This window comes from Mesorhizobium sp. WSM3862, from assembly GCF_002294985.1.
Lineage (GTDB): Bacteria > Pseudomonadota > Alphaproteobacteria > Rhizobiales > Rhizobiaceae > Mesorhizobium.
This window is the reverse complement of sequence record NZ_NSGE01000004.1, coordinates 470,428-484,071: the sequence shown is the minus strand read 5'-3', so window position 1 is coordinate 484,071 and position 13,644 is coordinate 470,428. Positions and strand designations below refer to the sequence as shown.

The window sequence follows — 13,644 nt, the reverse complement described above, 5'->3', positions numbered from 1 at the left end:
TGTTCCCGATCGGACGCGTGCCGATCAGGCGCGGCGGGAAACCTGCATCGGCAGGCCGCCCTGCGGCTGCGTGGTCAGCTTCTGCACCGGCCATGGCCGGGTTTGCGACGTTACGTCGAAGCGGAAGCGCGACAACAGGATAACCAAAGCAATGATCGCCTCCTGCATGGCGAAGCTGGCGCCGATGCAGACGCGCGGCCCGGCGCCGAAAGGCAGATACTGGAAGCGGTCGATCCGTTCGCGGTTCTCCGGATGGAAGCGCTCCGGCATGAAGGCGTCCGGCCTGTCCCATAGCTTGCGATGGCGATGCACCACCCAGGGCATCACCAGCACGGCGGCGTATCTCGGTATATAAAGGCCGTTCCAGGTCTCCGGCTCGATCGGCTCGCGATTGATCGAGGGCGCCGGCGGATAAAGCCTCAGCGCTTCCTCGAAGGCGGCGCGCGTGAGCGGCATGGCGTCCAGCCATCTTGTCGGATCGGGCTCGCGCGCCAGCACCGCATCGATCTCCTGCTCGACCTTGTCGCGCTCCCAGGGCGCTTCGGCGAGACAGTAGATCGTCCAGCCGAGCGCGCGCGCCGTGGTCTCGTGCCCGGCGCCGATGAAGGTGATGATGTTGTCCTCGACTTCGGCGCGGGTCAGGCCATCCGGCCCTTCGGCTTTCAGGAGTAGCGTCAGGAAATCCTGCGGCACGCCGTCGGGATCGCGCTTCAGCCGCTGCTCGCGCATTTTCACCGTGTTGGCAACGATGTTGCGGAAATAGGCCATGGTCTTGCGGCCGCGGATGCGGGTCAGCCGCGGCAGCCATTCCGGGGCGCGCAACAGGTCGAGCGGATCGACCCGGCCCATGGTCTCGAACAGGCGGTCGATCTCCTTGGCGAAGCTGCCGGGCTCGCCGGCGATCTCGCCGGAAAACAGCGTCTCGGCCAGGATATCATAGGTGAGCATCGTCATGTCGCGGGCGACGTCGGTCGTACCGCCGGCCTCGTAGCGGGTGGCGAATTCCAGCGTGCGCTTCAGCATCGGCTCGGCGAAACCGAAGATGTGGCGCGGCGTGAACACCGGCGCCATCGCCTTGCGCGAGCGCTTCCACACCTCGCCCTCGGCGGTGAGCAAGCCGTCGCGCAGGATCGGGCGCAGGATCAGCTGGCGCACCGTCGCCATCTTGTAGTTCCTGGCGTTGTCGACCAGCACGTGGCGGATGAGGCCGGGATCGTTGGCGATGACCAGCGGCCCGCCGATACCGGTCACCGAGATCCAGGGCTCGTTGTAGGTATGCTCGCCCCACAGCTCGAGCGGGTTGCGGTAGACGATGCGCATCATCTCCAGCGTCGAGGGCGGCTGGGTGCGCGGCTTCGGCGCAGGCGGCACGAAGGGGGCGGGCTTTGTGTCCATCGGATGCTCCGCTACGACGGCAAATGTAATGCGCGGCAAAGCGGGCGTCCATGTGACCGAACGGAAAGCCCATGGAGAGACCGCCTCGCCTGAATGTGAACGGCGCCCTTCGATGGCTGCTTGTTGACGGTGACCGGTTCCTTTAGTCGCCAACGGATACCGTCAATCGAGGAGCCACCCGTGAAGCACCAGTTGAGCATCATCATCGGCAGCACGCGACCGGGACGGGCCGGACCGATCTTCGCCGAGTGGCTGGAGGGGTTCGCGCGCGAGCACGGCAAGTTCGAGCCGGCGCTCGCCGACATTGCCGCCTTCAAGCTGCCGCTGCTCGACGAGCCGCATCATCCGCGCCTGCGCAAATACGAGAACGACCACACCAAGGCCTGGTCGACGGCGATCGACGCCGCCGACGCCTTCGTCTTCGTGGCGCCGGAATACAATTACTTCGCCGCTCCGGCGATTGTTAACGCCGTCGACTATCTGCTCAAGGAGTGGCGCTACAAGCCCGCCGCCATCTTCAGCTATGGCGGGGTGTCCGGCGGCCTGCGCGCGGCACAGGCGCTGAAGCCGCTGCTGACCTCCGTCGGCGTCATGCCGATCCCGGAAGGCGTGGCGCTGCCTTCCTACAGGACCTTGCTCGACAAGGAGGGCGCGTATCATCCGAGCGAGCAGGTGCTGGGCGGCGCCAAGGCCATGCTGGACGAGTTGTTCCGCTGGAGCGAGGCGCTGAAGGCGCTGCGCGCCGGCCTCCGGGCGGAATAGCAGACGCCCCGATGTGACTGTTGCAAGGCCGCGCTCGGGCGCGGCTTTCACGCCGGCATAGCCCGCTGCCCGCACCGCGCTTCCCGGTATATCGCGCCCGGCCTGCCAACGGCCGCTCGCCAAGCCGGCAAAACGCCTGCAAACCTTGGAAAAACGGCCATTTGCGCCTATATCTAGGACATCAAAACGGCGCGATTCGGGACCATTTTTCCGCGCCGGATCAGCGACATCAATCAGACAGGTATTTATGAGCGATCAGACCGAAAGCGCCATTGGCGCGGAAGCCGAGTATGGCGCCGATTCTATCAAGGTTTTGAAGGGGTTGGATGCCGTCCGCAAGCGGCCGGGCATGTATATCGGCGACACCGACGACGGCTCGGGCCTGCATCACATGGTCTATGAGGTGGTGGACAACGCCATCGACGAGGCGCTGGCCGGGCATGCCGACCTCGTCTCGGTGACGCTCAACCCCGACGGCTCGGTGACCGTCATCGACAATGGCCGCGGGATTCCGACCGATATCCATCCCAGCGAGGGCGTCTCGGCGGCCGAAGTGATCATGACCCAGCTGCATGCCGGCGGCAAATTCGACCAGAACTCCTACAAGGTTTCGGGCGGCCTGCACGGCGTCGGCGTCTCGGTGGTCAACGCTCTTTCGGCATGGCTCAAGCTCAAGATCCGTCGCAACGGCGAAATCTTCGAGATGAGCTTCACGCACGGCAATGCCGACGCTCCGCTGAAGGTGACCGGCACCTACGAGCAGGACAAGCGACCGGGGACCTATGAAGGCCGCAGCGGCAGCGAGATCACCTTCTTCCCGTCGGCCGAAACCTTCACCATGGTCGAATTCGACTACAACACGCTCGAGCACCGGCTGCGCGAGCTCGCCTTCCTCAATTCCGGCGTGCGCATCGTGCTGACCGACGCGCGCCATGCCGACCTCGTGCGCCACGAATTGCATTATGACGGCGGCCTAGAGGAATTCGTGAAATATCTCGACCGGGTGAAGAAGCCGCTGATCGAGAAGCCGATCGCCATTCGCGCCGAGCGCGACGGCATCACCGTCGAGGTGGCGATGTGGTGGAACGACAGCTACCACGAGAATGTGCTGGCCTTCACCAACAACATCCCGCAGCGCGACGGCGGCACGCATTTGGCCGGATTCCGCGCCGCGCTGACCAGGCAGATCACCGGCTATGGCGAGTCCTCCGGCCAGACCAAGAAGGAAAAGGTTTCGCTGACCGGCGACGACTGCCGCGAAGGCCTGACGGCCGTTCTGTCGGTCAAGGTTCCGGATCCGAAATTCTCCTCGCAGACCAAGGACAAGCTGGTCTCCTCGGAAGTCCGGCCGGTGGTGGAAAGCCTGGTCAACGAGGCGCTGGGCACCTGGCTGGAAGAGCATCCAACCGAAGGCAAGGTGGTGGTGGAGAAGGTGATCCAGGCGGCCGCCGCGCGCGAAGCCGCGCGCAAGGCGCGCGACATAACCCGCAAGAGCACGCTCGGCGTCACCTCGCTGCCCGGCAAGCTTGCCGACTGCCAAGAGCGCGATCCCGCGAAATCGGAAATCTTCATCGTCGAGGGCGATTCGGCCGGCGGCTCGGCCAAGGGCGGGCGCTCGCGCCAGAACCAGGCGATCCTGCCGCTGCGGGGCAAGATCCTGAATGTCGAGCGGGCGCGCTTCGACCGCATGCTCAGCTCCGACATGATCGGCACGCTGATCACGGCGCTCGGCACCTCGATCGGCAAGGACGAGTTCAACGCCGACAAGCTGCGCTACCACAAGATCATCCTGATGACGGACGCCGACGTCGACGGCGCCCATATCCGCACGCTGCTGCTCACCTTCTTCTTCCGGCAGATGCCGGAGCTGATCGAGCGCGGCCATCTCTACATCGCCCAGCCGCCGCTCTACAAAGTGACGCGAGGCAAGAGCTCGCAATATCTCAAGGACGAAAGCGCCTACGAGGAATATCTGATCGAGTCCGGGCTGGAAGAGGCTTCACTGACGCTCGCCTCCGGCGAGGTGCGGACCGGACAGGACCTGCGCGGCGCGGTCGACGACGCGTTGGCGGTGCGGCACCTGATCAACGGGCTGCACACGCGCTACAACCGCAGTGTCGTCGAGCAGGCGGCGATCGCCGGCGCGCTCAACGCCGACGTGCTCGCCGATCTCGGCCGCGCCACCGCCATGGCCGAACACGTCGCCAGGCGGCTCGACATGATCGCCGAGGAGACCGAGCGCGGCTGGAGCGGACGGCTGTCGACCTCCAATGACGGGTCGGGCGGCTATGTCTTCGAACGCACCGTGCGCGGCGTCAAGGACGCGGTCCAGCTCGATGCCGGGCTGATCAATTCGGCCGATGCGCGCCAGCTGGACCGCTATGCAGCGCGTCTGGCGGAAGTCTATGGCGAGCAGCCGACGCTGCGCCGCAAGGAGGCTTCCGAGCTCCTTTCCGGACCGCTGGCGCTGCTCAACGCGGTGTTCGCGGCGGGCCGCAAGGGACTGACCATGCAGCGCTACAAGGGTCTTGGCGAGATGAACGCCGAACAGCTCTGGGAAACCACGCTGGATCCGAATGTGCGCTCGCTGCTTCAGGTCAAGGTGGCCGACGCGACCGACGCCGACAGCTTGTTCTCACGGCTGATGGGCGACGAGGTGGAGCCGCGGCGCGAGTTCATCCAGGACAATGCGCTGTCGGTGGCCAATCTGGATATTTGAGGACCGTGCCAATCGGCCCTCTCAGCCTGCCGTCGGTCCGCCGTCCGTGGCGGATGGGGTGATCCGACCGGAACAGAAGGTCTCCTGAAACATTGTGACAGATCGATCACAACTTGTTTCAGGAGGTTTCGATGGGCCGCGGTATCTTGCTCTGGTTGCTCGGGGTTCCGATTCCGATCATCATTCTCATTATGCTTTTTGCCCGCTAGGAGGCTTCGATGCAGCCCACCCTATCGGCAACCGATGCTCCCGGTACGCTAGAATCCTCCGCCACCGCCGTCAGTTGGGGGCCGATCATCGCTGGCGCTTTCGCAGCCTCGGCTTTGACTCTCATCCTCACCTTGCTCGGCTCAGGACTCGGGCTGACGATGGTTTCGCCCTGGTCCGCGTCGAATCCTTCGGTCACCACCTTCGCGGCTACCACCGGCGCCTGGTTGATCGTCGTGCAATGGCTGTCGGCGGGCCTAGGCGGTTATCTTGCCGGGCGGTTGCGGACCAAATGGGTTGGCGTCCACACTGACGAGGTCTATTTCCGCGACACCACCCACGGCTTCCTTGCCTGGGCGCTGGCCACGTTGCTTGTCGCCGGTGTTCTCGGCTCGGTCCTGTCGGCTGCAGTGGGGACGGGCGTGCAGGCGGCATCCACTGTCGCGTCGGGCGCCGCGATGGGTGCCTCGGCAGGCGCGTCGGCAAACGCAAACGGCGCCTCGGTTGACAATGCGACATCCTATTTCGTCGACACGCTGTTCCGTCCGGCGGATGCGAGCAAGCTTGCAGCCGCCAATCCGCAAAACGACGCGGCGACCACGGCGCAAGCGTCTCGCATCCTGTTCGCAAGTGCCGCCGCCGGTGAGGTGTCGGCCGACGACAAGACCTACCTGGCGCAGCTTGTGACTGCCCGCACAGGCCTTCCGGAAGCTGACGCAAAGGCCCGTGTCGATGCGGTGCTTGCAAAGGTGGAGGAGGCTAAGACCAAGGCCAAGCAGGCGGCAGACACGGCCAGGAAGGCAACGGCCTCATTTGCCCTGATCGGCGCCTTGGCGTTGGTCATCGGCGCATTCATCGCCAGCGCTGCCGCAGCTCTCGGCGGCAAGCAGCGCGACGAAGACGAGGCGCTTTTCCTGTCCAAAGGCTAGACTGAACCATCCGGTAATTGAAAGACAAAGCCCGGCTCACGGCCGGGCTTTTCGGTCTTTGAGATGGCGAGCCGGATCAGTGATCAAAAGCCTTGACGATCTCCTCGGTCATCTTCTTGGCGTCGCCGAGCAGCATCATGGTGCCGTCCTTGTAGAACAGCGTGTTGTCGATGCCGGCATAGCCCGAACCCAGCGAGCGCTTGACGAAGAGACAGGTGCGGGCCTTGTCGACGTCGAGGATCGGCATGCCGTAGATCGGGCTGCTCTTGTCATCTCGCGCGGACGGGTTGGTGACGTCGTTGGCGCCGATGACATAGGCGACATCGGCCTGCGCGAATTCGGAGTTGATATCCTCCAACTCGAACACCTCGTCATAGGGCACATTGGCCTCGGCGAGCAGCACGTTCATGTGACCGGGCATGCGGCCGGCGACCGGATGGATGGCGTATTTTACCTCGACGCCATTGGCCTTGAGCTTGTCGGCCATCTCGCGCAGCGCGTGCTGGGCCTGGGCCACCGCCATGCCATAGCCCGGCACGATGATGACCTTCTGCGCGTTCATCATCAGATAGGCGGCGTCGTCGGCCGAGCCCTGCTTGACGGTGCGCTCGATCCCGTCGTCGGCAGCCGCAGCCGTCTCGCCGCCGAAGCCGCCGAGGATGACGGAGACGAAGGAGCGGTTCATGCCCTTGCACATGATGTAGGACAGGATCGCACCGGAAGAGCCGACCAGCGCACCGGTGATGATCAGCGCTAGATTGCCGAGCGTGAAGCCGAGCGCCGCCGCCGCCCAACCGGAATAGGAATTCAGCATCGACACCACGACCGGCATGTCGGCGCCGCCGATCGGGATGATCAGAAGCACGCCGAGCACCAGCGAGGCGGCGACGATCAGCCAGAAGATGAGCTTGGATTCGGTGGTGACGAGCAGCACGATCAGCACCACGAGGGCTACGCCAAGCGCGATGTTGATCAGGTGGCGGCCGCCGATCATGATCGGCTTGCCGGACATGCGGCCGTCGAGCTTGAGGAAGGCGATGACCGAGCCAGTGAAGGTGATGGCGCCGATGGCGACGCCGAGGCTCATCTCGATGAGCGCCTGGGCATGGATGTCGCCGGCCGTGCCGATGCCAAAGCTTTCCGGCGCGTAGATGGCGGCCGCCGCCACCATGACGGCAGCGAAACCGACGAGCGAGTGGAAGGCGGCGACCAGCTGCGGCATCGAGGTCATGGCGATGCGGCGCGCCACATAGGCGCCGACGCCGCCGCCGATGGCAAGCCCCAGCACGATCAGGCCGAAGCGGCCGGCCGAGGGCAGCGCCAGTGCCAGCGTGGTGGCGATGGCAATGCCCATGCCGATCATGCCGTAGAGATTGCCCTGTCGGCTGGTGGTCGGATGCGACAGGCCGCGCAGCGCCAGGATGAACAGGATGCCGGAGACCAGATAGAGGAAGGAAGCGAGATTGACGGTCACGTCACTTTTCCTTCTTCTTGTACATGGCGAGCATGCGCTGAGTGACGAGGAAGCCGCCGAAGATGTTGACCGACACCAGCACCAGGGCGATGAAGCCGAAGCCCGCGGCAAGGCCGGAGGCCGCGATGCCGACGGCGAGCAGCGCGCCGACGACGATGACCGAGGAGATGGCGTTGGTGACGGCCATCAGCGGCGTGTGCAGCGCCGGCGTCACCGACCAGACGACATAATAGCCGACGAAGATCGCCAGCACGAAGATGGCGAAGCGGAAGACAAAGGGATCGATGGCGCCGCCCGAGAGCGCGTGCGCCGCGTTGCCGGCAGCCTCGGCGCCGGCGGGCGCATTGGCGAGATCCTGCACCGCGAGGCGTACGGCAGCCGTCGCCTGATCGAGCTGGTCGAGGGCTTTCTGCAGCTGTTCCATCACGCGGTCCCTTCTGGCTTAGGCGAGGGTGACTTGGCTGCGGCCCTCTTCCTGGGCACCGGTTTCTTGTCGGCGGTATCCGCGACCAGGACGGTGGCCGGGATCGCAGCCGGCTCGGTGCGCGGCGTCTCGGCGGCCTTGGCGAAACTGGGGTGCACGATTTGGCCGGCATCGGTCAGCATCGTCGCCTTGACCAACTCGTCATCGCGCTTGATGGCAAGGCCCTTCGTCGCCTTGTCGACCATCGTCTCGAGGAAGGCGTAGAGGTTCTTGGCGTAGAGCAGCGAAGCGGATGCCGCGACACGACCGGGCACATTGAGATGGCCGACGATCTTGACGCCGTTTTCCGTCGTCACGACCCTGCCGGGCACCGCGCCTTCGACATTGCCGCCGCGCTCGACGGCGAGGTCGACGATCACCGAACCCGGCTTCATCGAAGCGACCATGGCGGCCGACACCAGCTTCGGCGCCGGACGTCCGGGGATCAGCGCCGTGGTGATGACGATATCCTGCTTGGCGATGTGCTCTGCGGTCAGTGCCGCTTGCTTGGCCTGATATTCCTTCGACATTTCCTTGGCGTAGCCGCCGGCCGTCTCCGCCGCCTTGAACTCCTCGTCCTCGACCGCCAGGAACTTTGCGCCGAGCGACTGCACCTGCTCCTTCACCGCCGGACGGACGTCGGTGGCGGTGACGACGGCGCCGAGACGGCGCGCGGTGGCGATCGCCTGCAGACCGGCGACGCCGACGCCCATGATGAAGGTTTTTGCTGCCGGCACCGTGCCCGCCGCCGTCATCATCATCGGCAGCGCGCGGTCATATTCGGCCGCCGCATCGACCACCGCCTGGTAGCCGGCAAGATTGGCCTGCGAGGAGAGCACGTCCATCACCTGCGCGCGAGTGATGCGCGGCATGAACTCCATCGAGAAGGCGGTGATGCCGGCCTTGGCCATCGCGGCAAGCGCCGGATCGTTGCCGTAAGGATCCATGATGGCGATGACGGCCGCGCCCGATTTGTAGCCCTTGAGCTCGGCATCGGTCGGCCGGCGCACCTTCAGCACCACATCGGCGTTCTTGGCGTCCCCGGAAGTTCCAATCGTGCCGCCGGCGGTGGCAAATTCCTGATCGGTGATGCGCGAGCCCAGGCCGGCGCCCTTCTCGACGATCACCTCGAAGCCCAGGCCCGCCAGCCTTTTCACCGTCTCGGGCGAGGCCGCGACCCGCGGCTCGTTCGCGTCAAGCTCACGAGGGATGAATACCGTCTGCCCCACCGCATGATCCTTTCGGCTGGAACCTTGCTGCGCAAGGCGTCGGCCGGGACCTCCGGCGAAACGTCGAACGCAATGGCTTGGAAAGTCTACCGCAGAATGAAATAGCCGACGGCCATGATCACGATGAACAGGATGGTCGCCGAGAAGAAGCCGCCCGCGAAGAAGCCGAAGGCCATGGCCAGCAGAATGGCAGCGCAGACGAGCGAGCCGTATTTGGCGAGCGTGAGAAATGCGTTGTAGGTGCGATCATGCTCGGCATAGTCCATCTGCGCGCCCAGTTCGACAGGACCGGTCGGCGTGTGATCAGCCATAGGAATACCCCTTCGAAAATGCCTTCGAGGCACATAGCGAAAAGCCCGAGCAAGAGCAATGGCGCTATTGCCGCACGGCCGGCGACAACAGCCTCAAACGAAAGTTGAAATGGGCGGAAGCTAAAATTGCGATGGGAGGCCCTCGCCGTGGCGAGGGGCGTCGTAGGCCTTTAAAGCGCGTCGCGCTGAATCGGATTCAGGCGAGACGCTTCAAAGCTCTTTTTGATGGGTGCCGTTGCCCAGAACCGCTGCACGGTTCCGGGCGAGATGCATTAGGCGGCGAGGTGCGGAAACAGGCCGAGCAGGCCGACCACGATCAGATAGAGCGCGACGATGTAATTGAGCAGGCGCGGCATCACCAGGATCAATATGCCGGCGATCAGCGAGATCAGGGGCGTGAGCGCAAGCGAGTGGATGGTCATAATAATCGTACTCCTTCCCGTGAAAAACCCGATTTGAGCCGGCGACAAGCCTGGGGGGCAAGAATGCGGCGCCGCCGATGATCAGTGACGCCGGTACTCGTAACGCGGGAGCGGCGGGGAAGGTTCACGAGGCACGGAAGGACGCCCGTTCAGGCGGCATCGCGATAGTATTTGGCCGTCGGTACGATCGACAGCGGGGTGAGCCGGTTGATGGCCGGATTGGCGAACATCATCCGCTGCTCCACCGGCGTCGACTTGAAGAAAGGGAAGCGGTCGAGCGTCTGGCGCAAGTTTTCACCACAGGGGATCTCGAACAAGGCGATCGGCGCAAGGACACCCGGAAACACCTTGCCTTCTGTCCGCTGCACGGCATGGAAGATGCGGGCGTAGTAAGCGGAATGTTCGACCTTGACCGGCGTCAGCACGGCCGTCTGGCCAAAATAGCTGGAAGCCACCATGCCGAGCCTCAGCGTCAGGAAAGGCAGGACTCCGGGCGCGGGCGCGCTATCCGCGTCGGTTGCGAACCGGGTTCCGTCTATGAAGGTTTCTCCGCGGGCAAGCCGCTCGGCCAAGATTTCCGGATAGGCGTCGACAGAGGGCGAATAGGGGTGCTCGCGGGAAATGTAATGGAGCCGCAGCGTGCTGACCAAGTGGCCATCGAAATAGACGCCGAACCGGTAGGAATTCGGCAGGTTGTCCCAGCGATCCTCGAACATCCCGCTGGCGATCGGGCCGCACATGCCTGAGCGCAGGTAGGACTGATAGCGAAGACGGTAGATCGCCTCCAGATCCTCGCCCCCCGTGATCAGACGATAATCGACATGCTCCAGCAATTGCATGATCGAACGATTCAGCGCCGAGCCAGCATTTGCGCCGGCGCCAGCCTGCGCATCGTTTCTTGCAGCATCCATTCTCAAGTCCTCGTATCCGCCTGTAAACAGGCTATTCGAGTCAAAATGAGACACAAGCCGAAAATTCGATACTGCTGGTTTACCTTCCGTTAACCTTAACAATGCGCCGGAAAGGGTTGCATGGAAAAGTCGACCGGGCGCCCGGACCTTGGCTCGCATCCGATATCAAAGAGTACACAGCTGCCAGAACTGATAGGACTGGGCCGCCGCAGCTGACAGCAATATAGGACATCTGGCCAACATACTCGGCTGTATTGAATTGCTTAGAGAAAACAATTGCGAGCTTTTGAACCTGAAAACTCGGGTGAAAACCTTCCGATTTGGCGAAAATGGCTGCGTAGCCAAAGCAACGCGCATTCTCAATCCTGCTTGATGAAATTCCCTATCTGGCCGACCGTCTGGGGGCGAGGCGCAGGTCCGCGGCGAACGGCCAGGTGACGTTCGACATCGTCTCGATGCCGGACGCGCTGAGCGCGGCGCCGAACAGGAAGCCTTGCACGAGGTCCGGCTTGACCGAACGCACCAATATCTTCAGCTGCTCGAAAGTCTCCACCCCTTCGATCGTGACGACCAGGCCCAGCGTCCGGGTCAAGCCGACGATACCCTTCAGAAGATCGAGCGACTGGGGGCTCTGGGTCACGTCGATGAGGAAGGAGCGGTCGATCTTGATCTTGTCGAGCGGCAGCTTGTGCAGGTAGCTGAGGCTGGAATAGCCGGTGCCGAAGTCGTCGAGCGCGATGCGGACGCCCAGCGCTTTCAGCTCTTCGATCAGCTCGCGGGTCAGCGATTTGTCGTCGAGCAGGGCAGTCTCCGTCACCTCGATCTCGAGCCGGTGCGGCGCAAGGCCCGACGCCGCCAGGGCATCACGCACCTTCTGCACGACGTCGCGGTTGCGGAAGTCCTTGGCCGACAGGTTGATCGAAACGCTGGTCTGGGCCGGCCATTTGGCGCATTCGGCGCAGGCCGCCTGCAGCACGAAAGAGCTGATCTCGGAGATGATGCCCATCTCCTCGGCCAGCGGAATGAAGACGCCCGGCGAAATCGGGCCGAGATCGGGATGATCCCAGCGGCAGAGCGCCTCGCAGCTGGCGATGCGCATGGTGCTCATCGACACGATCGGCTGGTAGACGACGCGCAACTCCTTGGCTTGCACGGCGCTGCGCAGATCGGCCTTCATCAGCTGGCGATTGCGGAAGGCGGCGTCCATCGATGCCTCGAACAGCCGCCAGCTGTTCTTGCCGAGCTCCTTGGCTTTGTAGAGCGCGAGGTCCGCCTTGACGATGATGCCGTCAACGTCGGTGTCCTTGACCACGGACAACACCGCGCCGCCGCTGGTCTGGATGCGCAGGCCATGACCGGCGACGTCGACTTCGCCCTGCAGGCCGGCGAAGATCTCGTCGAGCAGGCTGCTGAGATGGCTCTCATCCTCGATGCGGTCGAAATAGATCATGAATTCGTCGCCGCCGAAGCGGCTGACATTGATGCCCGGCCCGGCGACCGCTGCCAGCCGCTCGGCTACGGCGTAGATCAAACCGTCGCCGACCGGGTGGCCGAGCGTGTCATTGACGCTCTTGAAATCATCAAGGTCGAGCACCGCCAGGCCGCAGAGCCGGTCGCGGTCGCCGGACGCCATGGCCTCGCCGACCAGCTCGTGAAAATAGGCACGGTTCGGCAGGCCGGTGAGGTTGTCGTAGCGCGCCATGAAACGGATCTTTTCCTCCGCCTCGACGCGGGCCGTGACGTCCTCGAAGGTGATGACGCCGAGTTCCTGGCTGCCTTCGCGCGCGGAGAACTCGTAGTGCTGGCCATTGGCGAGCGACACGAGCACCTTGCGGTCCCGGCCCTCGCGCAAGGCGCGCGTCAGCTGCGCCTCGATGTAGCGGCAATCCTTCGGTGCCAGCATGCCGCCGGCGACGCCGCGCATCAGAAGGCCGTGGATCGAGCGCCCGAGCAGCGCGTCGGCCGATTTCAGCGACATCAGATGGGCGGCCTCGGCATTGGCGACGGCGACGCGCCCGTCGGGGCCGAGCATGACCAGGCCGTGCGACATCGTGTTGAGCGCGCGGTCGAACCTGCGCGTCAGGTTTCTCGCCTGCTTGTGGCCGATGACCGCCGAGAACAGCACGTTGCGGACATGATCGGCGCCGGTGATGGTGATGAACGTCATCGGGATGATCATCAGGCCGAGGACGACGGAGGGCGCATCCATGCGCAGCAGGAGCGCGAGAGCCGCCGGACCGATGAAGGTCACGGAAAAGATCCGCACCATGCGCGGCGACCCATAGTTGCGGGCGACAACGGTGACCAGGGTCGCCAGCGTCAGCGACATTGCCGCCAGCTCGGCGAACGGTTCGGGATATATGTAGATCGACACGAAACACAGCGCGCCCAATCCGAGACCCTGAAGGCAGCCCTTCAGGATGTAGCTGCGCTCCAACCGCTGCGCGTGTTCGACATCGGCAATCGCGCCGCCTGTCCTCAGGAAGCCGCGAATGCCGAAGTAACGGATAAGGCTGACGGAAAGCAGGGCAAAAGAAAACGCCAGGAACAGGGGATTGTGGGTGCGCAGATAGATCATGAATCCGAGGATCCAGTAGCACGCGCCACCGATCAACAACATGTGCGCGTTGTCGAACAACGACCGCACAAATTGGATATAAACATCCGCGGGGATGCTTTCGGTCTTTGTTTTGCCCATAGGGTCGGCCCAACGCTAAGCCTTGTCATGACACAACCGCCTTAAGAAAGGCTTAGAACAGAACCGTCTTGAGCAGCGGCTTCGGTCTGCCCGCCAAGGGCGCAAAGGACCTAACGCATGTCAC

The 13,644-nt window shown here is 63.8% G+C and carries 11 protein-coding genes; 3 read left to right on the top strand and 8 right to left on the bottom strand.

The features are described from left to right. Positions 1-24 precede the first annotated feature (24 nt). Entirely contained in the window at positions 25-1,395 is a 1,371-nt protein-coding gene (locus CK224_RS14690; protein WP_095782249.1) for a cytochrome P450, read from the bottom strand. A 180-nt stretch (positions 1,396-1,575) separates the two neighbouring features. Between CK224_RS14690 and CK224_RS14685 the strand changes: the two genes are divergently transcribed. From CK224_RS14685 to CK224_RS14675, 3 genes are all read left to right on the top strand, one after another. After that, the gene (locus CK224_RS14685) at positions 1,576-2,157 is read left to right on the top strand and encodes an NADPH-dependent FMN reductase (RefSeq protein ID WP_095777000.1); all 582 of its coding nucleotides are present in this window, start codon (positions 1,576-1,578) and stop codon (positions 2,155-2,157) included. A gap of 247 nt (positions 2,158-2,404) precedes the next feature. Continuing rightward, positions 2,405-4,876 carry a DNA topoisomerase (ATP-hydrolyzing) subunit B gene (gene gyrB / locus CK224_RS14680; protein ID WP_095782248.1) on the top strand — a complete coding sequence of 824 codons (2,472 nt, stop codon included), beginning with the start codon at positions 2,405-2,407 and terminating at the stop codon, positions 4,874-4,876. 218 nt (positions 4,877-5,094) lie between these two features. Beyond that, positions 5,095-6,012: a hypothetical protein gene (locus tag CK224_RS14675; protein ID WP_095782247.1), complete on the top strand. Its 918-nt coding sequence runs from the start codon at positions 5,095-5,097 to the stop codon at positions 6,010-6,012. Positions 6,013-6,088: 76 nt separating this feature from the next. Here the strand turns inward: CK224_RS14675 and CK224_RS14670 are convergent, their stop codons facing one another. The 7 genes from CK224_RS14670 to CK224_RS14640 all read right to left on the bottom strand — a co-directional run bounded on the left by CK224_RS14670 (position 6,089) and on the right by CK224_RS14640 (position 13,520). After that, complete coding sequence (locus tag CK224_RS14670) at positions 6,089-7,486, bottom strand: NAD(P)(+) transhydrogenase (Re/Si-specific) subunit beta (protein ID WP_095782246.1); 1,398 nt, start codon at positions 7,484-7,486, stop codon at positions 6,089-6,091. Between the two features lies 1 nt (position 7,487). Next, a complete protein-coding gene (locus CK224_RS14665) occupies positions 7,488-7,910 on the bottom strand; it encodes a proton-translocating transhydrogenase family protein (protein WP_067003367.1) in 423 nt (140 codons plus the stop codon). Further along, a complete protein-coding gene (locus tag CK224_RS14660) occupies positions 7,910-9,178 on the bottom strand; it encodes a Re/Si-specific NAD(P)(+) transhydrogenase subunit alpha (protein WP_095782245.1) in 1,269 nt (422 codons plus the stop codon). The genes CK224_RS14665 and CK224_RS14660 overlap by 1 nt, the downstream gene beginning before the upstream one ends. An 86-nt stretch (positions 9,179-9,264) precedes the next feature. Beyond that, entirely contained in the window at positions 9,265-9,489 is a 225-nt protein-coding gene (locus tag CK224_RS14655; protein ID WP_067003362.1) for an aa3-type cytochrome c oxidase subunit IV, read from the bottom strand. 272 nt (positions 9,490-9,761) lie between these two features. Next, the gene (locus CK224_RS14650) at positions 9,762-9,911 is read right to left on the bottom strand and encodes a DUF3096 domain-containing protein (protein WP_067003359.1); all 150 of its coding nucleotides are present in this window, start codon (positions 9,909-9,911) and stop codon (positions 9,762-9,764) included. Between the two features lie 149 nt (positions 9,912-10,060). After that, positions 10,061-10,981 (bottom strand): hypothetical protein, encoded by a 921-nt coding sequence (locus tag CK224_RS14645; protein WP_245425934.1) that lies wholly within the window; start codon positions 10,979-10,981, stop codon positions 10,061-10,063. 223 nt (positions 10,982-11,204) lie between these two features. Further along, complete coding sequence (locus CK224_RS14640; RefSeq protein ID WP_095782244.1) at positions 11,205-13,520, bottom strand: EAL domain-containing protein; 2,316 nt, start codon at positions 13,518-13,520, stop codon at positions 11,205-11,207. Between the last annotated feature and the right edge of the window lie 124 nt (positions 13,521-13,644).